Source organism: Kitasatospora misakiensis (genome assembly GCF_042656005.1).
GTDB lineage: Bacteria > Actinomycetota > Actinomycetes > Streptomycetales > Streptomycetaceae > Kitasatospora > Kitasatospora misakiensis.
Map to the genome: position 1 here is coordinate 66,735 of NZ_JBHSOF010000009.1, position 22,843 is coordinate 89,577.

The window sequence follows — 22,843 nt, forward strand, 5'->3', positions numbered from 1 at the left end:
GAACCGACCCCGAGGGACCCTTGCACCGCCGTCCCGCCCTCGGGAGACCTCCAGCGTCACGGGCGCGCCGCGAGCCGAGGCACAAGAGGGGCTCGACATGGCACCCAGCAACACCGGTAGCACCGACGGCGGTTCCACCCCTGCAAGCACGTCCGGCCCGTCCACGGCCGACCGCGACCCGTCCACGGTCGACCGCGACCCGTCCGCGGTCGACCCACCGGGAGTCCACCCGGTGGACCAGCTCCTGCCCCCGGTGAGGCTCCTCACCAGCGGGCTCCAGCACGTCGCCGCGATGTACGCGGGAGTCGTCGCTCCCCCGCTCATCGTCGGCGCCGGCGTGGGCCTGAGCCCCGCCGAACTCGCCCTGCTCATCTCGGCCAGCCTGTTCACCGCCGGACTGGCCACCCTGCTCCAGACCATCGGCGTCTGGCGGATCGGCGCCCGGCTGCCGTTCGTGAACGGCGTCTCGTTCGCCGGCGTCGCCCCCATGATCGCCATAGCGAAGGAGCACGGCCCGAAGGACGCCCTACCGGTGATCTTCGGCGCGGTGATCGTCGCGGGCACCCTGTGCCTCTTCGCGGCACCGTACTTCTGCAAGCTGATCAGGTTCTTCCCGCCGGTCGTCCAGGGCACCGTGATCACCCTCATCGGGGTGTCCCTGCTGCCGGTGGCCGTCAACTGGGCGCGCGGCGGTTCGCCGGGCGCCCCCGGCTACGGTTCGCCCCGGGCCATCGGACTCGCCGCGCTCACCCTCGGCGCGGTGGTCCTCGGCAACCGGCTGCTGCGCGGCTTCTGGCAGCAGGTCTCGCTGCTCGTCGGGCTGGCGGTGGGCACCCTGCTCGCCTTCCCGCTCGGGCTGGCCGACTTCGGCGCCGTCCACGAGGCCCGGGTGTTCGCCCTGCCCTCGCCGTTCCACTTCGGCGCGCCGATCTTCGACGCTGCCGCGATCGCCTCGCTCTGCATCGTCATGGTGGTCTCGATGACCGAGTCCACCGCCGACATGCTCGCCCTGGGACGGATCGTCGACCGCGAGGCCGACGAGCGGACCCTGGCCGCCGGGCTGCGGGCCGACGGGCTGGCCACCGCGGTCAGCCCGGTGTTCAACGGCTTCGCCGCCAGCGCCTTCGCCCAGAACATCGGGCTGGTGGCGCTGACCGGGATCCGCAGCCGCTTCGTCGTCGCGACCGGCGGCGGACTGCTCGTCCTGCTCGGGCTCTTCCCGGTGCTCGGCGCGCTCGTCTCGCTCGTCCCGCAACCCGTCCTGGGCGGCGCCGGGATCGTCCTCTTCGGCACGGTCGCCGCCAGCGGCATCCGCACCCTCGCGGAGGCCGGGCTGGACTCCGGCGCCAACACCCTCCTGGTGTCGGTCTCGCTCGGGATCGGCATCGTCCCGATCGCCGCGCCGACCTTCTACGACGCCTTCCCGGAGGCCGCCCGCACCCTGCTCCACTCCGGGATATCGGCCGGCTGCGTCGCGGCCGTCCTGCTCAACCTGCTCTTCCACCACCTCGGCACCCCCCGCCGGGCCGCCACCGAGGCGCCACCCGGCACCGCGGTGCCGACGGCGACACCGTCACCCTCCTGACCCACCGGGCGGGCATGCGCCCCGTGCCCGCCCGGCCTTCCCCCTTGGAGTCACCCATGGCCGTCCAGCCCCCGCCCGCCGATCAGCGGATCGTCATCGAGAACGCGGCGATCGCCACCGTCGACGCCCACGACACCGAGTACGCCCGCGGCCATGTGGTCATCCTCGGCAACCGGATCGAGTCGGTCGGCGAGGGCCCCGCCCCGGCCTGGCTGGACAACGTGGTGCGCCGGATCAACGCCGAGGGCCACCTCGTCACGCCCGGCCTGGTCAACACCCACCACCACTTCTACCAGTGGATCACCCGCGGCCTCGCCCAGGACGACATCCTCTTCGACTGGCTGGTCGCCCTCTACCCGACCTGGGCCCGGATCGACGACCGGCTGGTGCACGCCGCCGCCCAGGGCTCCGCCGCCGCGCTGCTCAAGTCCGGCTGCACCACCGCCTCCGACCACCACTACGTGTTCCCCAAGGACGGCGGCGACATCCTCGGCGCCGAGATCGAGGCCGTCGGCGAGCTGGGCCTGCGGTTCACCGCGCTGCGCGGCTCGATGGACCGCGGCAAGAAGGACGGCGGCCTGCCCCCGGACCACGCGGTCGAGGAGCTCGACGCGATCCTCGCCGCCTCCGAGGAGGCCGTCGACCGCTACCACGACGCCTCCCCCGACGCCATGCTGCAGATCGCGCTCGCGCCCTGCTCGCCGTTCTCGGTCTCCACCCGGCTGCTGCGCGAGTCCGCCGAACTCGCCCGCCGCAAGGGCGTCCGGCTGCACACCCACGGCTCCGAGACGGCCGAGGAGGAGGCCTTCTGCAAGGAGCTGTTCGGGATGGGCCCCACCGACTACTTCGAGTCGGTCGGCTGGCTCGGCGAGGACGTCTGGATGGCGCACTGCGTCCACATGAACGACTCCGACATCGCCAAGTTCGCCGAGACCGGCACCGGCGTCGCGCACTGTCCCTCCTCCAACGCCCGCCTGGCCGCCGGGATCGCGCGAGTCCCCGACATGCTGGCGGCCGGCGTCCCGGTCGGCCTCGGCGTCGACGGCACCGCGTCCAACGAGTCCGGCGAACTCGGCACCGAGCTGCGCAACGCCCTGCTGATCAACCGGCTGCACGGCTCCCCGACCGCGCTCACCGGCCGGCAGGCGCTGCGCCTGGGCACCATGGGCGGCGCCCGGGTGCTCGGCCGGCAGAACGAGATCGGCTCGATCGAGGCCGGCAAGCTCGCCGACCTCGCGCTGTGGAAGGTCGACGGCATCATGCACTCCTCGATCGCCGACCCGGTCGCCGCGCTCACCTTCGGCGCGCTGCCGCCGCTGGCCGTGCTCTTCGTCAACGGCAACGCCGTCGTCGAGCAGGGGCAGCTCACCACGGTGAACGAGGACCGGATCGCCCAGGCCTGCGCCAGGGCCGCCAAGGAGCTGGCCGCCCGACCGGTCTGACGGCCCGCGGTTATTTGAGAGCACCGGATCACCTCCCGACCGCAACACCGCTGAGCCGCCCCACCGGAACTCCGGGCCGCCCCAGGGACGGTGCGTCACCCGGACTCCGCCGGACGGACGGGCCACGGATCCTCCCGGTCCGCCCCGTCCGGCCGGCGGACCGCTGCCCCGGACCCACGGCGAGGGTCCGGGGCAGCGGCGCGCCGCCGCACCGCAGCCGGCTCCCACCCCCGTGGGGCGCCCGCAGCGGTGCCCGGCAGACCGGCCGGAAGGGGTTCCGGCCGCCGGGCCCTCAGCCGACGCGGACGGCGGCGCGCGACAGCGAGCCCCGCGCGGCCGGCAGCAGCGCCGGTCCGGCCAGCGCGAACACCCCCGCCAGCACCACCCAGCCGACCGCCCCGTGGTCCACCGCCGTCAGCGTGACCACCAGCGGCCCGATCACGTGCGCGGCCGCCTGCCCGCTCATGAACACCCCCTGGTACTCGCCGTGCGCCCGCGGATCCGCCAGGTCCAGGCTGAGCGTCCAGCCGCCGGCCGAGGTCAGCAGCTCGCCCACGCTGTGCACCAGGGCCCCGACCAGCAGCGCGCCGGTCGCCGCCCACGCCGGGCCGTACTGGGCCGCCGCGTAGATCAGGCACCAGCCCGCCAGCAGCACCGCCCCCTGTGCGCACGCCCGCGCCGCCGACGGCACGTCGGTGACGCCCCGGCTCGCCCGCACCTGGAAGAACACCACCAGCAGGCAGTTGACCACGTTCACGCCAGCGACCATCGCCGGCGGCGCCTCGGTTTCGAGCACGATCCAGAGCGGCAGTCCCACGGTCAGCACCGCGAGTTGCAGCTCCAGCACCGCGTGCAGCGCCGTGACCAGCAGGTACCGGCGGTCCCGCAGCGCCGTCCGCCGACGCCCCGGCGCCCGCCCCGCCCCGGCGTCGACGGCACCGGCGTTGCCGGCCAAGGGCAGGCCCGCCAGCAGCACCGTCACGCCCAGGAAGCTCACCGCGTCCAGCACCAGCATCGTGACGTACCCGGCGTGGCTGTCCGCCTGGAGGGCGATCGCCGCACCGCCCGAGCCGACCACCAGACCCGCGTTCATCACCGAGCGCAGCAGCGCCCGGGCCCGCACCTGGCCCTCGGCGGGCAGCGCCCGGGCGATCAGGGCGCTGCGCACCGCCGCCGCCCCGCGCGAGAGCGCCGTCGCGACGCAGGCCAGCGCCACGAAGGCGACGAAGGAGTGCACGAAGGCGTAGCCCAGCACGGCCACCGCCTCCAGCGGCCCGACCACCACCAGCAGCAGCCGCTTGGTCCCGACCCGGTCGGCGAGCCGGCCCATCGGCACGCCCGAGAACACCCCGCAGATCCCGGCGACGGTGAGGCCGAGCGCCACCGAAGCGGGCGTCAGGCCGATCGAGCGGGTGAAGAACAGCACGTTCACCGTGACGAAGAGCCCGTCCCCGACCGAGTTCACCAGGCTCATGAGGACGAGTCGGCGCAGCAGCGGGTCGGCGGGCAGGAGTCGTCGGCCGGGGGCGCGCGGAGGCGCCCCCGTGAGGGGGGAGGAGGTCATGGCAGAAGCACAGCGGGGTTCCCGGCCGGACGGAATTCTTTTACCTTTACGGTCAATGTTCGAGTTCCGTATGGGCGTCGACGATCTCGCCGCCACTTCGTTCGCCTACTCCGCGCTGCAGGAGACGGTGCTGGGCCTGCGCGCCCGCCGGTGGCCGGCGTACTACCCGGAGCAGCAACCGTGGATCGCCGGCTGGCAGGACCGCTGGGAGGCCCTGGACACCGCGCTGCTGGACGCGCTGATCACGCCGAACGCCTTCGTGCCGGACTTCCTGACGCCGCGCCCGTCGGTGCCCCGGCCGGACTTCCACGACGAGCTCGCGCGGCTGGCCCGGACACCGTCGGAGGAGGTCAGGACGGACGTGCTGGCCGCCTACGCCGGCGACGGGAGCCCGCTGCCGCCGGTGCTCACCGCGCTGATCGACCGCCCGGCGGAGCTGCGGGCCCGGGTGGCGGAGGCGCTGTCGGCGTACTGGACGCGCTGTCTGGCCCCCGCGTGGTGGCCGCGGGCGCGGTCGGTGCTGGAGGCGGACCTCGCGTACCGGGGCCGGATGCTCTCGGAGCGCGGTGCGGAGGGGCTGTTCGCGGACCTCGACGACCGGATCTCGTGGCGGGCCGGGGTGCTGCGGCTGAACGACAGCAATCCGGCGGTCCGGGCGCTGGGCACTTCGGTGGACGTGGCCGGGCGGGGCCTGGTGCTGATCCCGACGCTGGCCGGGATGGGCGCGCAGACCGACATCACCCAGGACGGCCCGCCGCTGATCGCCTACCCGGCGCGCGGCCGGGCGACCATGGCGGAGGGCCTGGCCGGGGCGGCTGGGCGGGCCGGACAGGCTGGGCGGGCCGGACAGGCCGGACCGGCTGGGGCGTCGGCGGCACCCGTCGTGCCGGCGGCGCTGGTCGGGCTGGTCGGGGCGGCCCGGGCCCGGCTGCTGGTGCTGCTGGAGTCCCCGGCCAGCACGACCGAACTCGCCCACCGGCTGGGGGTGACGCCGGGTGCGGTCAGCCGCCACCTCGGCGCACTGGCCGCCGCCGGTCTGCTGGACCGCTCCCGGCACGGCCGCCAGGTGCTCTACCGGCGCAGCGCCCTGGGCGACGCGCTGACGCTCCGCCACGGGTGACGCCCCCCGGCCGGCGCGAGGTTCCACACGCCGGCCGGTGCGGGCCCGGTCGGTAGTGTCGGGCTCAGCCCAGCAGGGGCAGCGCGGGCAGGGTCAGGAACTCCGCGAACTCCTCGGCCAGGGCGACCTGTTCGAAGAGCTGCGCGGCCTCGCCCCAGCGCCCGGCGGCGTAGGCCTCGTCCCCGAGTTCGGCCCGCAGCGCGGTCAGCTCCTCGGCGACCAGGGCGCGGACCAGCTCGGCGGTGGCCTTCTCCCCGGTGTCGGCGAGGACGACGTCGTTGCGGATCCACTGCCAGATCTGCGAGCGGGAGATCTCGGCGGTGGCGGCGTCCTCCATCATGTTGAAGATGGCGACCGCGCCGAGGCCGCGCAGCCAGGCCTCGATGTAGCGGATGCCGACCTGGACGGCGTTGTGCAGCCCGTGCCGGGTGCAGCTGCCGCCGGCGCCGGCGATGTCGAGCAGTTGCTCGGCGGTGACCGGCTCGGCCGGGCCGGGGTTGTCCTTCTGGTGCGGTCGGTCGCCGAGGACGGCGTCGAAGGAGGCGCCGGCGACCGGGACGAGGTCCGGGTGGGCGACCCAGGAGCCGTCGAAGCCGTTGCCGGCCTCGCGGTCCTTGTCGGCCTTGACCTTCTCCAGCGCGGCCGCGTTGACCTCCGGGTCCCGGCGGCTGGGGATGAACGCGGCCATGCCGCCGATCGCGTGTGCGCCGCGCCGGTGGCAGGTCTGCACCAGCAGCCTGGTGTAGGCGGCCATGAACGGCGAGGCCATCGTGACGCTGTTCCGGTCCGGCAGGATGAAGTGCTCGCCGGCGTCGCGGAAGTTCTTGACGATGGAGAACAGGTAGTCCCAGCGGCCGGCGTTGAGCCCGGCGGCGTGGTCGCGCAGTTCGTGGAGGATCTCGTCCATCTCGAACGCGGCGGTGATGGTCTCGATCAGCACCGTGGCGCGGATCGTGCCGTACGGGATGCCGAGCTGCTCCTGGGCGTGGGTGAAGACGTCGTTCCAGAGCCGGGCCTCCAGGTGGCTCTCGGTCTTCGGCAGGTAGAAGTACGGCCCGGAGTTCGGGTCGTCCGCGCCGCGGGCGAGCAGCCGGGCGGCGTTGTGGAAGAAGTAGAGGCCGAAGTCGAGGAAGGCGCCGGCCACCGGTTCGCCGTCGACCAGCAGGTGGTTCTCGTCGAGGTGCCAGCCGCGCGGGCGGACCACGACGGTGGCGAGTTCGGCGGCGGGCCGGAGGGTGTAGGCCTTGCCGGCGGAGCTGGTGAAGTCGATCCGGCCCTCGAAGGCGTCGATCAGGTTGACCTGGCCGCTCACCACGTTCTCCCAGGTCGGGGAGGTGGCGTCCTCGAAGTCGGCGAGCCAGACCTTGGCGCCGGAGTTGAGCGCGTTGATCACCATCTTGCGGTCGGTGGGCCCGGTGATCTCGACCCGGCGGTCCTGGAGCGCCTTCGGGGCCTCGGCGACCCGCCAGTCGGCGGCGCGGACGCCGGCCGTCTCGGGGAGGAAGTCCAGGGTGCCGGTGCGGGCGATCTCGGCACGGCGCTCCCGGCGGCGGGCGAGAAGCGCTCGGCGCCGGCCCTCGAAGGCGCGGTGCAGGCCGACGACGAAGGCGACCGCCTCCGAAGTGAGCACCTCCTCGGCCCGGTGGACGCGCGGACCCGCGACCGTGACGACCGGAGCGGTGGGGGAAGCTCCGGGTCCCTGATCTGCAGCCATGAGCAGGACACTCCTAAGTGGAGGGCTTGATTCTGTAAGGTGGAGACTAGTTTCCGCGATACAGAATTTCAACGGTTTGTTGAGATGATCGCTGGGACTGTACTCCTCCCCCGACAGCGAAGGGAACGCCGGTGGCCCCGACCCCCGAGAGCACCGAGAGCGCCGCACAGCCGACCGCACCGTCGCCGGGGCAGTCGCCCGCGCCGTCGACCACGCAGTCGCCCGCGCCGTCGACGGGCCCGGAGCGTGCGAGCGGCGGGGTGCAGTCCGTCGAACGGGCGTTCCAGCTGTTGGAGGCACTCGCCGACTCCGGCGGCGTGGCGACGCTCAGCGAGCTCTCCACCTCCTCCGGACTGCCCATGCCGACCATCCATCGTCTGGTTCGTACCCTCGTGCAGCAGGGCTATGTCCGCCAGGACACCGCGCGCCGCTACACCCTCGGGCCGCGGCTGATCCGGCTCGGCGAGACCGCCGGGCGACTGCTCGGCAGCTGGGCCCGCCCCTACCTGGCGGAACTCATGGAGGCCACCGGCGAGACCGCCAACCTGGCGGTGCTGGAGGGCGGCGAGGTGGTGTACGTCGGGCAGGTGCAGTCGCGGCGCTCGATGCGGATGTTCACCGAGGTCGGCCGCCGGGTGCAACCGCACTGCACCGGTGTCGGCAAGGCGCTGCTGGCGCAGCTGCCCGAGGAGGAGGCCCGCGCCGTCCTCGGCCCCAACCCGCTGCCCGCGCACACCCCGCACACGGTGACCGACCCGCAGGAACTGCTGGCCCAGCTGGCCGAGGCACGCGAGCGCGGCTACGTGGTCGACGACCAGGAGCAGGAGATCGGGGTGCGGTGCATCGCCCTCGCCGTCCCCGGGGCGCCGACCCCGACGGCGCTCTCCGTCTCCGGCCCGGAGGCCCGGATCAGGGCCCTGGAGGAGCAGGCCGGCACGGCGTCCCTGGTCCCGGTGATGCACGGGATCGCGGCCCGACTGGGGCAGGTCCTGGCGCCCTGACCGGCGGTCAACTCGGCGATCGGCCCGGCGGTCAACACCGCTCATGAGGAGCGGCGGTCCGGGCGGGGTGAGACATCGTCGGGCGTCGGGAGGCGTTTCGCGCACAGAAAGTCGCGCACAGAAAGTCGACGCGGTCGACGTCCTGTGCGGGAAACCGCCCCCGGGGTTCGCCCGTTCGAGCCACCCGAGGGCGGGTTGCCCCGGCCCCGGCGGGCCGGTCGGCGACGCTGGTGCGGACGCGGCCCGCGACGGCGCGGGGCGCCGGAGTCGGAGAGCAGGGTGAGCGGCGATGACCCGCAGCGGATCAGTTCGAGGTCTTCTCGGCAGATCGTTGGTGATGGGGTGCACGGTGGCGGTCCTGGCCGCCGGACAGGCGACCGGGGCGGTCTGTCCGCCGGACGAGAAGACGCCCGCGCCGGTGACCGGACCGGTGACTTCACCGGTGACCGATCCCGGGGCCGGGGATCCGGGAGCGGCCGCCGATCCCGCGGCGGTCACGGCCTCGGACTCCGACCTCTACGTCGTCCGGCTCGACCCGGACGCCGCCGCGCCCGGCGGCACCACCACGGTGCACGCCTTCATCGGCAATCTCGGCCCGGACCGGACCGCGTCGCCGTTCACCGTCGTGGTCACCCTGCCCGAGGGCGTCACCCCGGAGGTCCCGTACTTCCCGGAGAACTGCTACGAGTTCCAGAACGGCCACCGGGTGCGCTGCACCTTCCCGGCCGGCCTGCCGAAGTTCCGCAGCGCGACCGCGATCATCCCGGTCCGCCTCGCGACCACCGTCCCCGCGCCCGGCACGCTGACCGGGGGCTGGGTGGCGGTCCGCGGCGACGACGACCGGAACGAGGAGAACAACAAGCAGCCGTTCGAGATCCAGGTCGTCGAGACCACCGGTCCGCGTCCGGCCGTCTGACCTGCCGGCGGCCGGTGATCACCGCGGTTGGCGGTGGCCGACGATCGGCCACCGTCGCCCGCGGTGATCACCGGTGGACGCGCACCTACCGGTGGATGCAGATCTACCGGTGGACGCGGACTTACCGGTAGACCCGGACGTAGTCCGCGGCGAAGGTGATCGGCGCCGTGCCCTGGGGCGCGGGGTGGTAGTTCCCCGCGCTCAGGGACAGGTTGAGGATCAGGTACGCGGACCAGTTGGCGCCGACGCCCTTGCCGTCCGAGAACACCTTGACCCCGTTGACGTACCAGTCGACGGAGTTGGCGCCGTAGTAGGTGCCGATGGTGACCCAGCCGTCCTTGGCGATCGACTTGGCGTCGGTGTAGTACAGGTGGCCGGGGTTGACGTGGTTGGTCAGCTCCAGCAGGTTCGGGTTGTCGGTGTGGTACTCGAAGCTGTCGATCTCGCCGTGGCTGCCGCTGGTGCCGTTCCACGTCCACAGCGCCGGCCAGGCGCCGGTGCCGGCCGGGAGCTTGACCCTGGTCTCGGCGTAGTCGCCCGTCTTCACCTGGAAGCCCTCGTTGGAGTACTCGGTGGTGAGCAGCCCGGTGTCCCAGGACTGCTTGCCGTTCTCCAGCGTGTTGGCGCCCGGCTTGGCGGTGAAGGTCGCGACGCCGTTGGCGACCGTGACGTTGTTCTTGTTCAGCCAGTCGAGCTTGTTGTCGTCCGGGTTGTGGTTGCCGTAGTGGTAGGAACTGCTCCGGTCGCCGGTCCAGCGGGAGCCGTAGCCGATCGGGCCGCTGAACTCCTCGTCCCAGGTCAGCTTCTTGCCGGGGACGGGGCTGCCGGTGGCCGGCGTGGTCGGGCTCGGCGTGGCGGTGGGCGTGGGGGTCGGCGTGGGGGTCGGCGTGGGGGTCGGCGTCGGCGTGGGCGTCGGAGTGGGGGTCGGCGTCGGGGCGGGGGCCGGCGTGGCGGCGGAGACCACGAGCTGGCGGGACGGCAGGTTGTGCCAGGTGCCACCGGCGTCCTGCCAGAAGCCGAACTGGGTGTAGCTGCCGGCCGCCAGGGTGCGCGGGCCGGTGGTGATCGACAGGCCGCCCGGGCAGATCCGCGCGTTGGAGACGTTCCCGGGGAAGTCGAGGTTGTTCCCGCCCGCGTCGCGGACGCCGACGCCGACGGTCTTCGCGGTGAAGCAGGCGGAGGAGTGCAGGGTGAGCGAGGCGGTCGACGCCTTGCCCGCGACCATGGTGGCCGGGCCGAGCTTGTCCTGGGTGACGGTCGGCAGGGAGGCGGCCTGGGCGCCGGTCACGGACGGTATGCCGAGCAGTCCGCCGCCGGTGACGGCGAGCGCCCCGGTCGCGGCGAGGGCGGCGGTGCGGCCCCGGCGGGAGGGACGGGCGTGGCGGGGCACGGAGCGCCGGCCGAACGCCCGCGCGCTTCCGTCGGGCTGGGCGGGCTGCGGGGAGGAAGTAGGCATGGCAGTCCTCTGCGACGCCTACGAGGTGAGCTGTCGGGTTCGGGCGCTGAGGTAGCCCGGCCGCCCGGAAAGCGGCTTCACCCCTAGCCTCGGTCGCACGTCGAAGCGCACGGCCGGGCACTGACCTGGGTCCCCCGCTCCCGTCCGCGTGGTGCTCGATTGCCGGCCGGCGGGTGGACGGGACTCGGCGTCCCGACGGCGGGGCTCCGCTGCGGCGGAAGCCTCTTGCAGGCTAGGCAGACCGTCCGGGTACGGACAACCTTCCTGGGACGGTTGTCGCACAGCTCACACCGGTCACGCGGGTCACGCGCTGCGCTCCCTGCGCTCCGTCCGCGCCGTGCACAGGGCCGGGCTGGGCCGGGTGGACGCAGTGGCGGGGCCGGCGGGGAAACTCCGCCTTGGAGCCGGGGTGGTCGGATAGGTTGGAGATCCCTTCGGGTCCGGAACCGTCCGGGCCGCACCGATCGCCACGTCCAGCGACGAGGAGACCGCCCCACCATGACCGCGTCCCTGCCCGCCTTCGCCGGCCGTACCTTCCTGTTCCGGGTCGACAACGGCGCGGCCTTCCGCAACGCCTACTCGGCCGACGGCAAGCGGCTGCGCTGGGAGGGCCTCGGCGAGTCGGCGGGCCAGTGGGAGGACGTCACCCTGCACGTCGCCGAGATCGGCCCGCAGCTGTACTTCGTCAGCTGGACCGAGGTGAGCGGGATCACCGTCAGCCACGTCATGGACCTGGCCCGGATGACGGTCCGCGCGTTCTGGACGTACGAGGGCGAGGGCGGCCGGGTCGGCGAGCTGCACACCGGCACGCTGGAGCAGGTGGCCTGAGCGTCCGGTCCGGCCGGTAGGTCGGTACAGCAGGTAGGTCGGTCCGGCCGGTAGGTCGGTACGGTCGGGGCCTGCGCGGTCAGACCGCCTGGCCGGAGGCCGGGACGGTCAGGTGCTGCGAGATCCACTCCAGGGAGGACGGGAGCAGCTTGCTCCAGGTCTCGAAGTTGTGGCCGCCGGTCTCCAGCATGCTGTAGGACACCTTCATCGGGCTGCGCGTGGCGGCCACGAACGCCTCGGTCTCGCGGCGGTAGTTGCCGTCGCCCTCCCTGGTGCCGGCCAGCAGCACGGAGACCTTGGGCTGCGGCAGGTTCTGGAGGCGCCACATCAGGTCGGCCTCGTTGCGGCGCTGTTCGCTGCCCTTGAAGAGGTCCCCGGTGGTCGGGTCGTCGGCGGCCTGGTAGTAGCCGGAGAGCGAGACGGCGGTCGGGAAGACCTCGGGGTGACGCATCGCCAGCTTGAGGGCGCAGTAGCCGCCGGTCGAATTGCCCATGAACGCCCAGGACTGCGGGTCGCTGGAGACCCGGTAGGTCGCCTGGATGGCCGAGGGCACGTCCTTGGTGAAGTACGTCTCGGACTGCGGGCCGCCCGGGATGTCCTCGCACTCGGTGTCCTGCGGCAGCGCGGGCGAGGGGCGCACCAGCACCATCACGGTCGGCTGCATCCGCCCCTCCTGGAGCAGCTTCAGCGCCGCGCCCGGGTAGTTGAGGCGGGTGACCAGGTTCTTGGCGATACCGGGGAAGCCGGTGCTGACGATCAGCACCGGGAACTGCTTCTGCTCGTACTCGGGCTGGAAGTACTGCGGCGGCAGGTAGACGTACCCCTCGGTGGACAGGCGGGTGGTGGCGCCGTCGATCCGGACCTCGCGGATCTCGCCGGACTGCCTGGGTTCGCGGCCGAGTGCCCCGCCGCCCTTCACCTCGGCGTGGCCGATGGTCTCGACGCGCAGCCGGCCGGAGGCGTCCGCCTTGTTGTGGATGACCACCGGCCCGCTGTCGCCGGTGCCCAGCAGGTCGTCCCAACTGCTGTAGAACGCGAAGTAGTTGTTGGCCACCAGGCCGAGCGCGGCGAGCACGGTCAGCTGGGTGGCGAGCAGCGCGCCGATCCGGCCGAGGACCGCCTGCCAGCTCCGCTTCGACAGTCTCGGCCACAGCCAGACCGTCCCGGCCATCGCCGCGACGGCGATCAGAACGGTCAGCGCCAGCACCTTGTGGCTCGTCAGACCCATGTCGTATTTGCTCCCACGCCTCGTACTCCCCTCCCCCGAGGGAAGGACACCCGGGAGGGCCGCCCCGGTTCCCCCGTCCGCAGCGGAGCCGTCGCCGAGGCGCGACCACCCAGCCTAGCGGTCGCGGAGCGCCTCCCGTCCCCGCCGACCAGCGGTAACACCATCGGCCTGGAGGAGGAGAGGCGGACGGTTCGGGTGTGCTCGCGGCGGTCGGCCGGCCGGCCCGGGGTGGGCGCATGGGCTGCCGCGCCGTTCCCGGGCTGACAATTGACAGCTGACAGATATCAGCTGACAGATTTCAGATAACAGATAACAGATTCTGTCAGCTGTCAATTGTCAGCCGTCCGCTGCTCCCCGCTCAGCCCTGCCGCCACTCGGCCGCGAAGGCCCGGGCCGGGTTGGCGGTCAGGATGCGCTGCGGGAGGTCGGGGCCGAACTCTCGGGCCAGGCGGGGTACGAGGGCGGTGAGGAGATGGGTGGGGCCGGGGCTGTGCCGGGCGGTGCGGGTGGTGGTGTCGCCGCCGAGGAGCAACTGGTCGGCGCACCCGGCCTCGACCAGAGCCGCCACCGTGTCGAAGAGGTGGTGGTCGGTCGCGTGATTGGCGCGGGAGGGTCCGTCGAGCGCCACGAAGGCGCCACGGGCCGCGAGTTCGCGGTGCAGGCGGAGGTCCGGGTGCCGGTTGAGGTGGCCGAGGATCACCCGCCCCGGCGGGACGCCGTGCCGTTCGCAGAGCAGGTCGAGGACGTCGGGTGCGGCGGTGCCGAGTTCGTGGTGCACGGCGATCGGCGCGCCCGTGGCGTGGTGCGCCTCGGCGGCGGCCGCCATGACCTGCCGGGTGTGCGGGTCGAGGCCGTGGTAGTCGCCCGCCACCTTGATCAGTCCGGCGCGGACACCCTCGGGCGCACCGTGCAGCCGGGTGGTGAGCTCGGCGGTGAAGAACCCGGCGAGGCCGGCGTAGCGACGTTCGAGCTCCGCCGGGTCGTAGTGGACCGCCTGGTGGAGCCCGGTGGCCGCGATCACGTGGACCCCGGTCGCTCGGGAGAGTTCGGGCATCACGTCGGCCCGGCGCCCCATCCCGGCCGGCGTCCACTGGACGAACGCCCGGCCGCCGGCCGCCGCGTAGTCACGCAGCACCATCTCGGCGGCGGCGGGGTCGTCCAGCTCCTCACCGGGCAGCCGGGGGCTCCGAAAGAAGAGGTGGTCGTGGGCGTCACAGACACCGAGGAAGGCCGGATCGAGATCGCCGAGGACGGTCCGGACGGCGGCGCTCATACCGCTGCTCCCTCGGTGTCGAAGCCGGACGCGCCAGCGCCGTCGGACTCGGTTTCTGCCTCGGTCTCGGTCTCGGAGAAGGTGGCGGCTGCGACGCGCAGTCCGGCCAGCGCCTTGGGAACGCCGACATACGGCGCGAGGTGGACCAGAATCTCCGTGATCTCCGTCCTGGTCAGGCCGATCCGCAGGCTGTTGCGGACGTGGTCGGCGAGTTGCGGTTCCACGCCGCCGAGTGCGGTGAGCGCCGCGAGGTTGGCCACCTGGCGGTCCCGCAGGGCGAGCCCGGGGCGCTGGTAGGTGCCGCCGAACAGCGCTGTGACGATCCAGTCGGCGAATCCGGGCGCGAGGTCGTCGAGCGGGCCCAGGGTGTTCGACTGGGTCCGTGCGCCGGCGAGTTCGGCGAGCAGGGCGTGGCCGGCGGCCCGGTCCATCGGGGACGGAACGAGGCCGACGTCAACGGGCTTTTCAGCGAGGGGAGTTGTGGGGTGGGCTGCCGGGCGCATCGGGCGGGACGGTCCTTTCACCAGTGGCGACCGGCGGGCAGCCGGTCGAGTTCGGGGCTGGAGAGGTGGTGCACGCGGTACCGGGCGCCGGGCACGTCCTCCGGGGCGGCGGTGCGCCAGAGGGCGATCCGCAGCACTTCCCACCGGGCCGGGTCGACGGCGACGGCCGCGGTGTGCAGATCGGGATGGTCGGGCAGTTCGGCGAGGGCCCGTTCGACGGCCTCGGCCGGGTCGACGCCCTCCGGGAGGCGGGCCGTCAGCCGGGTGGCGGCCACGGGAGCGCCCGCGGCCGGGCTATCGGCAGTCGGGCCGTCGGCGGCCGGGCCTCGGTGGAGACCGGCACCGATCCAGTGCCGGACGGTGGGGCGGCCGAAGTCGCCGCTGAGGGCGCGGAATCCGGGGCCCCAGAGGAAGCTGTTCATCCCCTCGGCGGTGCGCCACAGGTAGAACGGCGCGTACTGGTTGACGGGCGAGCCGTCGAGGCCCCGTTCGCGCACCAGATAGGCCTTGAGCCCGAGGCCGGGGTGGTGGTCGAGCAGATGGCCCTTGGTGGCGATCCGTCGGTGGATGATCCCCATGTCGTAGTCGGCGGGGAAGGTGATCTCGTACTGCATCGCGTGCACGGCGGGCTCCCGGGAGAGGGCGAGGGCGGTCCGGTGGCGGGCGACGGGCGGGCGGCTCAGTCGCGGCGGTGGGCGGCGAGCAGGGCGAGGGCGCCGCGGACGGCCTGCTCGAAGGGCTCCGCGCTGTCGGCGGCGCGGGCGAGCACGTACCCGCCCTGGACGACCGCGACCACGGCGGCCGCGAGGTCGGCGGGCTCGGCGCCGGGCCGCAGCTCGCCGGCCGCCTGCCCTTCGGCGATCACCTCGGCGATCCGGCCCCGCAGCCAGCCGAGGGTCTCCTCGACGGGCGCGCGCAACCGGGGGTCGGCGACGACCTCCGGATCCTGGGCCATCCGGCCGATCCGGCAGCCGCGCAGGGCGTCGCGCTCGCGCCCCAGATAGGACGCGACCCGCTCGTAGGCGGTGCCCGGACCGGCGAGGTCGGCCTCGGCGAGGGCGCGCATCTGCTCGGCGCTGCGGCGCAGGGCCGCGGCGGCGAGGTCGGGCTTGCCCTCGAAGTGGTGGTACATGCTGCCCTGGCCGACACCGGCCCGCTGCTGGATGGCCTTGGGGCTGGTGCCGACGTAGCCGCGTTCCCAGAGGAGTTCCTGGGTGCTCTCGATGAGGCGGTCCTGGGTTGCCATGGCCGCCACTGTACCTACTGGTACGCACAGCTGTACATACCAGTAGGTACAGAAGATCGATGCGCGCCCGAAAGACCGGGAGCCGGAAAGCCGGACACCGAGGAGCTACGGGGCCGTGGGCCGCCCCCCGGCGGTCCACAGCCCCGTGTGATCGTCGTCCCCAGGAATACCGCACCGCATTCACCCGAGGATCGTGGCGCGCATCACCTCGCCAACCTCCGTCGATGACGGTGCGTCACCGAGAGCGGAATCACGGCCTCCTGGACGGCAGTTCACGCCGGATCACCGGCACGACCTCGCTCGCGAACAGTTCCAACTGCTCGCGCTGGGCGTCCTCGGTGAGCAGGTCCACCCCGACGCCGACGACCTCGTTGCCGAAGGCCTGGTGGTACCGGTGGATCTTCTCGACCACCTGCTGCGGGCTGCCGACCAGCAGGGAACCGCGCGCCACGGCGTCCTCCAGCGAGACGAACGGCGAGCGGTTGCCCCGGCCGGCCGTCCACCTGGACATCGCCTCCCAGTACGGGCGGAAGCCCTCGACCGCGTCCTGCGAACGCCGCGCGACGAACAGCCCGCCGAAGCCGGTGCCGACCCGGGCGTCCTCGGGCTTGTGGCCGTAGTGCTCCCAGCGCTCGCGGTAGTGGTCCACCAGCCCCTGGTAGGTCTCCAAGGGGTGGGAGGTGTTGGCCGAGAACAGCGGATCGCCGTAGCGGGCGGCCAGGTCGGTGGAGAGCGTGCTGGTGGCGCTGCCGTGCCAGACCGGGATCGGGTCCTGGTAGGGGCGCGGCCAGGTGGTGACCTCGTGCAGCGGCGGCCGGCCGCCGCCCTCCCAGCTGACCTTCTCCTCCCGCCACAGGCGGCGCAGCAGCGCGTAGTTCTCGGCGAGCGCGTCCCACTGCCGCTCCTCCGGCAGGCCGAACAGCTCGCGGTGGCGGGGGTCGTTGCCCTTGCCGATGATCAATTCGAGCCGGCCTGCGGAGAGTTGGTCGACCAGCGCGTAGTCCTCGGCGGCCCGGACCGGGTCCGCCACGGAGAGCACGGTGACGGTGGTGAACAGCCGGATCGTCGAGGTGCGGGCAGCGATGGCGCTCAGCAGCACGGGCGGCGCCGGGGAGAGGAACGGTTCGCCGTGCCGCTCCCCCACTCCATAGCCGTCGAAACCGAGACGTTCGGCGGTGACGGCCTGGTCGATGACGTTGTACAGCTTCTCGTGCGGGGTGCACCGGAGCCCGGTGACGGGATCGGGCACGTTGGACACGAGGGACGAGACGGTGAACCGCACGGCGGTCTCCTTCGAGGGCGCTCGGGGGGCGGACGGCCGGCGCGACAACCCGGCGGAGCGCCCCACGGTCGGCCGCTCACGCAGGCGCGGCACCGGAGGGGCGGATCGCGCGGGGCCGGACGGGAACGTCGGGAACCGGCGCGCTCAGCGCGAGGTGCTGCGAGGGCGACAACAACAGCGGAAGCGGGCGGCACGGACGTCGACGTCCACGGCTCCGGCCCCCTCCGCTCGTACGCGCATGATCCACGATCCCCCGCGAGCATAGGTACCCGCCCACGCCTCGGCAAGGGGCGCCGGGCCCGGCTCCGGCCCGAACACCGGACGCGGCACCGGACGCCGCGCCCGACGTCTGCGGCACGCCCCTCGGCCGGGCGGCCGCGACCTGGCAGGATGTCCGCCATGAGCTACCTCGCCGCGGATGACCGCTATGCCTCGATGACCTACCGCCGGGCCGGCCGCAGTGGCGTGCTGCTCCCCGCCGTCTCGCTGGGCCTGTGGCACAACTTCGGTGACGCCCAACCGCTGGACGTCCAGCGGGCGGTGCTGCGCCGCGCCTTCGACCGGGGCATCACCCACTTCGACCTGGCCAACAACTACGGCCCGCCGTACGGCAGCGCCGAGCGCAACTTCGGCCACCTCTACGCCCAGGACTTCCGCCCGTACCGGGACCAGCTGTTCATCGCCTCCAAGGCCGGCTACGACATGTGGCCCGGCCCCTACGGAGACGGCGGCAGCCGCAAGTACCTGCTGGCCAGCCTGGACCAGTCGCTGGACCGGATGGGCCTCGACTACGTGGACGTCTTCTACTCGCACCGCTACGACGCGAACACCCCGCTCGAAGAGACCATGGGCGCGCTGGACTCGGCCGTCCGGGCCGGCAAGGCGCTGTACGCGGGCATCTCCAACTACCCGGCGGAGCAGCACCGGGATGCCGTGGCGATCCTGCGCGAGCTGGGCACGCCGGTGCTGATGAACCAGTGCGCGTACTCGATCCTCAACCGCCACGTCGAGGACGCCGGCGTGCTGGACGCGGTCGGTGACACCCGGACCAGCCTGATCGCCTACTCCCCGCTCGCACAGGGCCTGTTGACGGATCGTTACCTCTCCGGCCAGGTGCCGACGGGGTCGCGGATGTCGATCGGCAAGTTCCTCCGCGAGGAGGCGCTCACCGAGGCGAAGCTGGAGCAGCTGCGCGCGCTGAACAAGGTGGCGGAGCGGCGCGGGCAGACCCTCGCGCAGCTGGCGCTGAGCTGGGTGCTGCGGGACCCGCGCGTGGTGTCGGTGATCATCGGCGCCAGCAGCGTGCGCCAGCTGGACCAGAACATCGACGCGCTGGCGGGCGGTCCGCTGACCGACGAGGAGCTGGCGGAGATCGACACGCTGAGCCGCTGAGCGGCCGCCCGCCCGGAGCGCTCGCGCCTTCGAGGCCTTCTAGGCCTTCGGCGCTTCGGGCGGGCCGGTGGTCTTCGGGCGGGCCCGTGACGGAACCGCGGTGCCTCACCGGTCGATGCGTGACCGGCGGGGCACCGCGCTCGTTGGACGACGCGTACGGAACCGTCCGTACGCGTCCTTCGAGACCTCGGGAGCCCGCCGTGCGGACGTACCTCCTCCGGACCGTCGCCCGTTTCGCCCGGCAGCTGGCGCTGACCTCGCCCCTGCCGTTCCCCCTCCTGCCCGGCACCCTGCCGTCGATGGACGCCGAGCGCAGGTAGCACCGTCCCGGCCACCCGGTGGGCCTCCTCTCCGGCAGCGGATTGCCGGAGAGATTGCCGGAGAGGAGAAAGGTGTCCGCACCGAGGGACTCGAACTCCTGGATCCGCTCGACCATTTGGACCGTCGGGCCGACCACGTGGACCGCGCCGACCGCCCACTGCCCGCCAGCCGATGCGGCCGGTACGCAACGCCGTTGAAACATTCCCGACGTACGCGCTGCCCTAGTCTGGGAGCGACTCCGGTGAACCGGCCGGGGCCACGGACAGAACGAGGGGTGCCATGGCCGAGGCCGTCACCGCCGTCCAGAGCCCGCCGGCCGGCGCCCAGGCCGTTCAGCGGGCCCTCGGGTTACTGCACTGCTTCCACGACAACGGCCGCGACCTGAGCGCCTCGGACCTGGCCCGTCGGATGGGCCTGTCCGTGTCCACCGCGCACCGGCTGGCCCGCACCCTGGTCAGCGCGGGATTCCTGGAACAGGACGAGCACACGGCCCGCTACCGGCTCGGCCCCGCGGTCGCCGAACTCGGCCAACTCACCTTCCACCAGCGGGGATTGCACCTCGCCGCACCCGAGCTCGACCTGTTGTCCCGCCGTACCGGCGCCGCCGCGGACCTCGCGATCCGCAGCGGTTCGCACGCGGTGATCCTGGTCGGCGCCTCCGTCCGGCCGGACACCGGGCTCGGGCTGCGCCGCCCGCTGCACTCGACCGCGCTCGGCAAGGTGCTGCTGGCCTGGCCCCGCCCCGGTGACGCGGGGGTGTCCACGCTCGGTCCGCTGGCGCCGTTCACCGACCGGACGATCACCGAACCCGGGTACCTGGCCGAGGAGTTGGAGCGGGTCCGGGCCACCGGGTACGCGCTCAACGACGGCGAGTCGGAGGCCGGGGTCCGGACGGTGGCCGTGCCGGTACTGGACGGCGCCGAACAGTCCCGGTTCGCGCTCGCCGTCCGCTCCACGCCCGCGCACCTCACCGACGAGCGGTTGGACTGGTTCCTCGGCCACGCGCGGTCCTGCGCCGGTGCGCTCGCCGTGCTGCTCGTGCCGCCCGGACCAGCGGATCTGACGCACAGTCACACAGGTGGAACGGGCCGGGCGTTCACGTGGACGCCCGGCCCGCAGCCGATCGAGGAGTCGGGGAGCGGTACGCGCTCAGGCCACCGGGGTGTACTTGTAGCCGACCCGACGAACCGTCACGATGCTGTCCCGGTAAGCCGCACCGAGCTTCCGGCGCAGCCGGGCCACGTGCACGTCCACCGTACGGCCGTCACCGACGTGGCCGTAGCCCCAGACGGCGGAGACCAGGTGGTCGCGGGTGTGCACCCGCTGCGGGTGCTCGGTCAGATGGGCGAGCAGCTCGAACTCCAGATAGGTCAGGTCGAGCAACCGGCCGTCCACGTAGGCGTTGCGACGCTCGGTGTCGACCGTGATGCCACGGCCGGCGGGCCGCACCGGGCGCACGGCGGCCCCGGCCGCGGACGGGCCGACCACGGACGGGCCGGCAATGGTGTGGCCGGACGACGGAGCCGGCACCGAGGCGACCGGGAAGCCCGGCTGCCCGGCGCCCGCCACGGCGGCGAGGCCGCCGCCCTCGGCCGGGACCAGCACCAGGTAGCCGACCATCGGCTGCCCCGCCGCGGCGCCGAACTGCGCACCGTACTGGGCGAGCAGAGCCTGCGGCAGCGAACCCTGCGGCAGCGCGGCGACCACCGCCGCCCCCTCCGGCAGCGCCGCGAGCAGCGCCTGCGGCGGGAGCAGCGGAACGACCGGGGCCCCGCCCTGAGGCGCCGGGGAGACGGACGGGATCGCCGCGCCGGCCACCCGGGCGGACGCGGCCTGGGCGGCCCCGGGCGGCGAACCGGCCGCCGGTCGCTGCGGGACCGGCCCGCTGTGCCAGCGTTCGGCGGTCGAGGAGACGGAGCGGACCGCGCGCAGGTGCGGGGTCGCGGAGGGGAGGGGAAGGGTGGCGGTGGAGGTGGAGGACATGATGCCGCTCATTTCGCGCGTGACGGACGGGGTGGAGTCGTCTGCGCGTCTACCGGGCGTGCTGCCGTGGACTGACCCGAGGTCAGCGGAGCGAGTGCCGGGACGCGCTGGGCGAACCCGGACACGTCTGGTCGAACAGGTGCGGCTGGCGGGACGGCCAGAACGGTTCGAGGCTGGCGAGGTTCACTGGTGCTCTCCGCGAAGCGGGCAGGGACGACGGCGGCTCACCGGACGGTTGTCCGGTGCTGCCGGGTCGACGATGCGATGGACCGTCAGCGTCCGCCGGGTCCGTCCGGGGGTCCGGACGGTCCGCACCGGCCGGGAACTCCCCCGGGCGGCGAACAGCGGTGACGGTGACGAGGCTGGCGACGGGTGGCGTGGTCAGCGACAACAGGCGCTGCAGATCAGCGCCTGGTCGATGTACCGCCGGACGGTCAGTGCCGGGGTGGCCGGCATGGCGAGGGAGGCGCGGGCGGACACCGCCGCGGCACAGCGCTGCTCGACGTTCACGGTACGGCCCTCCCCCCTCTGGTGTCCCGGTGCGCCGGCACGTCCCTGTGCCGCGCTTCGGCTCATGCCGGACGCACACCCGGTGCGCGGCACGTTCGAGGCATCCCGGCGACAGGGCCGGGCGGCCTTCGTCCCCAGAGCCTTCCACGCCGGGCCGGTCAAGGCAACCTACCCGGCCCGGATCGTCCGACATGTGAACACCCTGATGAGACGCCACCCGTCGTGGCAGGCCTCGGTGTGGGCCTCGCGCGGGTTTCAGACCCCGGTCCGGCGCGTTCCCCGGCGCGCCGCGGCGTGCTCGACCAGTGCCACCAGCAGTTCCTTGCCGTCCTCGCGGAGGCGGGCGTCGCAGAGCAGCACCGGGATGTCCGGGTCCAGGTCGAGCGCGTCCCTGACCTCCTCGGGGGAGAACAGTTCGCTGCCCTCGAAGCAGTTCACCGCGACCAGGAAGGGGATGCCGCGCTGCTCGAAGAAGTCCACCGAGGGGAAGCAGTCCGCCAGCCGCCGGGTGTCGGCCAGCACCACCGCGCCGAGCGCGCCCCGGGCCAGCTCGTCCCAGACGAACCAGAACCGGTCCTGGCCGGGCGTGCCGAACAGGTAGAGGGCGAGCCCCGGCCGCAGGTCGATCCGGCCGAAGTCCATGGCGACCGTGGTGGTGCGCTTGGCCTCCACGCCCGCGGTGTCGTCCACCGGGCGGCCCAGTTCGCTGAGTTCCTCCTCGGTGCGCAGCGGACGGATCTCGCTGACCGAGCCGACCAGGGTGGTCTTGCCCGCGCCGAAGCCGCCCGCGACCAGGATCTTCACCGCGACCGCCGGGCCGCCGCGCCAGCGCGGATCACCGGCCCGGTCACCGCCTGGGTCGCCGCCTGGGTCGCCGCCTCGGTCGTGCGCGGGGGCTGGGCCGACGGCGGGGGCGGCGTGGAGGTCAGAGCGCACGGAGTCCATTGATCACGTCTCGCAACAGGCGCTCGTCCGGCAGCTCGGCGAGCGGAACGGGTCGGGTGACGCTGATCAGCTCGGCGTCGTAGAGGTCGCCGAGCAGGACCCGCACGACACTGACCGGCAGGTCGGTGTAGGAGCCGAGCTCGGCCACGGAGATCGGATCCCGGCGGCACCAGGCCAGGATGGTGTGGTGCTCCGGGTCGAGGACCTGGGCGGGCACGGCCGCCGCGACCGGTCCGGGGGGCTTGGCGGTGATCAGCGAGATCAGGTCGAACAGGCCGTCCTCGACCGGCCTGGCCCGGCCTCGGGTCATCGAGTAGAGACGCACCACCGGGCCGGCGTCGTCGTCGAACCAGCGGTCGTCGACCGGGGTCCGCGCCCGGAACAGGTCGAGTTCGGGGTCGCCCCCGCCCTCCCCGTCCCGGCCGCCTTCCCCGGCCGCACGACCGTCCGGCTCACCGCTGCCCGGCTCGTTGTCGCCGTCCGGCTCATGACCGTCCGGTGCACGGCCCTCCGGCTCGCGCTTCTCCGTCCCCG

Annotated in this window: 20 protein-coding genes, 1 pseudogene and 1 riboswitch; of the genes and pseudogenes, 8 read left to right on the top strand and 13 right to left on the bottom strand. The window is 73.3% G+C overall.

Annotated elements, in window-relative coordinates; genetic code table 11:
• Nucleotides 1–97: 97 nt before the first annotated feature.
• The gene (locus ACFP3U_RS10060) at nt 98–1,585 is read left to right on the top strand and encodes a nucleobase:cation symporter-2 family protein (RefSeq protein ID WP_380224978.1); all 1,488 of its coding nucleotides are present in this window, start codon (nt 98–100) and stop codon (nt 1,583–1,585) included.
• A 56-nt stretch (nt 1,586–1,641) separates the two neighbouring features.
• Nucleotides 1,642–3,027, top strand: a complete 1,386-nt coding sequence (locus tag ACFP3U_RS10065; RefSeq protein ID WP_380224980.1) for an 8-oxoguanine deaminase — start codon at nt 1,642–1,644, stop codon at nt 3,025–3,027.
• A gap of 292 nt (nt 3,028–3,319) precedes the next feature.
• On the opposite strand, the gene ACFP3U_RS10070 is transcribed toward ACFP3U_RS10065, so the two are convergent.
• Nucleotides 3,320–4,591: an MFS transporter gene (locus ACFP3U_RS10070; RefSeq protein ID WP_380224982.1), complete on the bottom strand. Its 1,272-nt coding sequence runs from the start codon at nt 4,589–4,591 to the stop codon at nt 3,320–3,322.
• A gap of 55 nt (nt 4,592–4,646) precedes the next feature.
• On the opposite strand from ACFP3U_RS10070, the gene ACFP3U_RS10075 reads away from it, so the two are divergent.
• The gene (locus ACFP3U_RS10075) at nt 4,647–5,711 is read left to right on the top strand and encodes a winged helix-turn-helix domain-containing protein (RefSeq protein WP_380224983.1); all 1,065 of its coding nucleotides are present in this window, start codon (nt 4,647–4,649) and stop codon (nt 5,709–5,711) included.
• Nucleotides 5,712–5,775: 64 nt separating this feature from the next.
• Here ACFP3U_RS10075 and aceB read toward each other — a convergent pair whose 3' ends face one another.
• The gene (gene aceB, locus ACFP3U_RS10080) at nt 5,776–7,425 is read right to left on the bottom strand and encodes a malate synthase A (protein ID WP_380224984.1); all 1,650 of its coding nucleotides are present in this window, start codon (nt 7,423–7,425) and stop codon (nt 5,776–5,778) included.
• A 260-nt stretch (nt 7,426–7,685) separates the two neighbouring features.
• Here aceB and ACFP3U_RS10085 point away from each other — a divergent pair, with 260 nt between their 5' ends.
• Nucleotides 7,686–8,426, top strand: coding sequence for an IclR family transcriptional regulator (locus ACFP3U_RS10085; protein WP_380225072.1), 741 nt, complete (start codon nt 7,686–7,688; stop codon nt 8,424–8,426).
• 442 nt (nt 8,427–8,868) lie between these two features.
• A complete protein-coding gene (locus ACFP3U_RS10090) occupies nt 8,869–9,342 on the top strand; it encodes a hypothetical protein (RefSeq protein WP_380224986.1) in 474 nt (157 codons plus the stop codon).
• 121 nt (nt 9,343–9,463) lie between these two features.
• Here ACFP3U_RS10090 and ACFP3U_RS10095 read toward each other — a convergent pair whose 3' ends face one another.
• Nucleotides 9,464–10,798 (bottom strand): glycoside hydrolase family 16 protein, encoded by a 1,335-nt coding sequence (locus ACFP3U_RS10095; RefSeq protein ID WP_380224987.1) that lies wholly within the window; start codon nt 10,796–10,798, stop codon nt 9,464–9,466.
• Nucleotides 10,799–10,962: riboswitch (cyclic di-AMP (ydaO/yuaA leader) on the bottom strand. It lies immediately after the preceding gene.
• Nucleotides 10,963–11,296: 334 nt separating this feature from the next.
• On the opposite strand from ACFP3U_RS10095, the gene ACFP3U_RS10100 reads away from it, so the two are divergent.
• Nucleotides 11,297–11,626 carry a MoaF-related domain-containing protein gene (locus ACFP3U_RS10100; protein WP_380224988.1) on the top strand — a complete coding sequence of 110 codons (330 nt, stop codon included), beginning with the start codon at nt 11,297–11,299 and terminating at the stop codon, nt 11,624–11,626.
• A 79-nt stretch (nt 11,627–11,705) separates the two neighbouring features.
• Here the strand turns inward: ACFP3U_RS10100 and ACFP3U_RS10105 are convergent, their stop codons facing one another.
• From ACFP3U_RS10105 to ACFP3U_RS10130, 6 genes are all read right to left on the bottom strand, one after another.
• Nucleotides 11,706–12,854, bottom strand: a complete 1,149-nt coding sequence (locus tag ACFP3U_RS10105) for an alpha/beta hydrolase (RefSeq protein ID WP_380224989.1) — start codon at nt 12,852–12,854, stop codon at nt 11,706–11,708.
• A gap of 358 nt (nt 12,855–13,212) precedes the next feature.
• Nucleotides 13,213–14,127, bottom strand: coding sequence for a phosphotriesterase family protein (locus ACFP3U_RS10110; RefSeq protein WP_380224990.1), 915 nt, complete (start codon nt 14,125–14,127; stop codon nt 13,213–13,215).
• Nucleotides 14,124–14,630, bottom strand: coding sequence for a carboxymuconolactone decarboxylase family protein (locus ACFP3U_RS10115; protein ID WP_380224991.1), 507 nt, complete (start codon nt 14,628–14,630; stop codon nt 14,124–14,126). The genes ACFP3U_RS10110 and ACFP3U_RS10115 overlap by 4 nt, the downstream gene beginning before the upstream one ends.
• Nucleotides 14,631–14,647: 17 nt before the next feature.
• Nucleotides 14,648–15,253 (bottom strand): DUF4865 family protein, encoded by a 606-nt coding sequence (locus ACFP3U_RS10120; RefSeq protein WP_380224992.1) that lies wholly within the window; start codon nt 15,251–15,253, stop codon nt 14,648–14,650.
• Between the two features lie 56 nt (nt 15,254–15,309).
• The gene (locus tag ACFP3U_RS10125; RefSeq protein ID WP_380224993.1) at nt 15,310–15,876 is read right to left on the bottom strand and encodes a TetR/AcrR family transcriptional regulator; all 567 of its coding nucleotides are present in this window, start codon (nt 15,874–15,876) and stop codon (nt 15,310–15,312) included.
• Between the two features lie 250 nt (nt 15,877–16,126).
• Nucleotides 16,127–17,158 carry an LLM class flavin-dependent oxidoreductase gene (locus ACFP3U_RS10130; RefSeq protein WP_380224994.1) on the bottom strand — a complete coding sequence of 344 codons (1,032 nt, stop codon included), beginning with the start codon at nt 17,156–17,158 and terminating at the stop codon, nt 16,127–16,129.
• A 399-nt stretch (nt 17,159–17,557) separates the two neighbouring features.
• Here ACFP3U_RS10130 and ACFP3U_RS10135 point away from each other — a divergent pair, with 399 nt between their 5' ends.
• A complete protein-coding gene (locus ACFP3U_RS10135) occupies nt 17,558–18,550 on the top strand; it encodes an aldo/keto reductase (protein ID WP_380224995.1) in 993 nt (330 codons plus the stop codon).
• A gap of 600 nt (nt 18,551–19,150) precedes the next feature.
• Nucleotides 19,151–19,918 (top strand): annotated as a pseudogene (locus ACFP3U_RS10140) (IclR family transcriptional regulator); the annotation flags it as partial.
• A 102-nt stretch (nt 19,919–20,020) separates the two neighbouring features.
• Here the strand turns inward: ACFP3U_RS10140 and ACFP3U_RS10145 are convergent.
• From ACFP3U_RS10145 to ACFP3U_RS10160, 4 genes are all read right to left on the bottom strand, one after another.
• Nucleotides 20,021–20,854, bottom strand: a complete 834-nt coding sequence (locus tag ACFP3U_RS10145) for a winged helix-turn-helix domain-containing protein (protein WP_380224996.1) — start codon at nt 20,852–20,854, stop codon at nt 20,021–20,023.
• A 381-nt stretch (nt 20,855–21,235) separates the two neighbouring features.
• Entirely contained in the window at nt 21,236–21,364 is a 129-nt protein-coding gene (locus ACFP3U_RS10150) for a hypothetical protein (RefSeq protein WP_380224997.1), read from the bottom strand.
• A gap of 255 nt (nt 21,365–21,619) precedes the next feature.
• Nucleotides 21,620–22,168, bottom strand: a complete 549-nt coding sequence (locus tag ACFP3U_RS10155; RefSeq protein WP_380225073.1) for a GTP-binding protein — start codon at nt 22,166–22,168, stop codon at nt 21,620–21,622.
• Between the two features lie 121 nt (nt 22,169–22,289).
• Entirely contained in the window at nt 22,290–22,619 is a 330-nt protein-coding gene (locus ACFP3U_RS10160) for a DUF742 domain-containing protein (protein WP_380225074.1), read from the bottom strand.
• Between the last annotated feature and the right edge of the window lie 224 nt (nt 22,620–22,843).

Bases quoted from the DNA above. Each gene is read 5' to 3' on its own strand.
- ACFP3U_RS10145 (WP_380224996.1), bottom strand. From the start codon at position 20,854: ATGTCCTCCACCTCCACCGCCACCCTTCCCCTCCCCTCCGCGACCCCG.
- ACFP3U_RS10075 (WP_380224983.1), top strand. From the start codon at position 4,647: ATGTTCGAGTTCCGTATGGGCGTCGACGATCTCGCCGCCACTTCGTTC.
- ACFP3U_RS10060 (WP_380224978.1), top strand. From the start codon at position 98: ATGGCACCCAGCAACACCGGTAGCACCGACGGCGGTTCCACCCCTGCA.
- ACFP3U_RS10105 (WP_380224989.1), bottom strand. From the start codon at position 12,854: ATGGGTCTGACGAGCCACAAGGTGCTGGCGCTGACCGTTCTGATCGCC.
- ACFP3U_RS10100 (WP_380224988.1), top strand. From the start codon at position 11,297: ATGACCGCGTCCCTGCCCGCCTTCGCCGGCCGTACCTTCCTGTTCCGG.
- ACFP3U_RS10095 (WP_380224987.1), bottom strand. From the start codon at position 10,798: ATGCCTACTTCCTCCCCGCAGCCCGCCCAGCCCGACGGAAGCGCGCGG.
- ACFP3U_RS10160 (WP_380225074.1), bottom strand. From the start codon at position 22,619: ATGACCCGAGGCCGGGCCAGGCCGGTCGAGGACGGCCTGTTCGACCTG.
- ACFP3U_RS10115 (WP_380224991.1), bottom strand. From the start codon at position 14,630: ATGCGCCCGGCAGCCCACCCCACAACTCCCCTCGCTGAAAAGCCCGTT.
- ACFP3U_RS10125 (WP_380224993.1), bottom strand. From the start codon at position 15,876: ATGGCAACCCAGGACCGCCTCATCGAGAGCACCCAGGAACTCCTCTGG.
- ACFP3U_RS10110 (WP_380224990.1), bottom strand. From the start codon at position 14,127: ATGAGCGCCGCCGTCCGGACCGTCCTCGGCGATCTCGATCCGGCCTTC.
- aceB (WP_380224984.1), bottom strand. From the start codon at position 7,425: ATGGCTGCAGATCAGGGACCCGGAGCTTCCCCCACCGCTCCGGTCGTC.
- ACFP3U_RS10135 (WP_380224995.1), top strand. From the start codon at position 17,558: ATGAGCTACCTCGCCGCGGATGACCGCTATGCCTCGATGACCTACCGC.
- ACFP3U_RS10065 (WP_380224980.1), top strand. From the start codon at position 1,642: ATGGCCGTCCAGCCCCCGCCCGCCGATCAGCGGATCGTCATCGAGAAC.
- ACFP3U_RS10070 (WP_380224982.1), bottom strand. From the start codon at position 4,591: ATGACCTCCTCCCCCCTCACGGGGGCGCCTCCGCGCGCCCCCGGCCGA.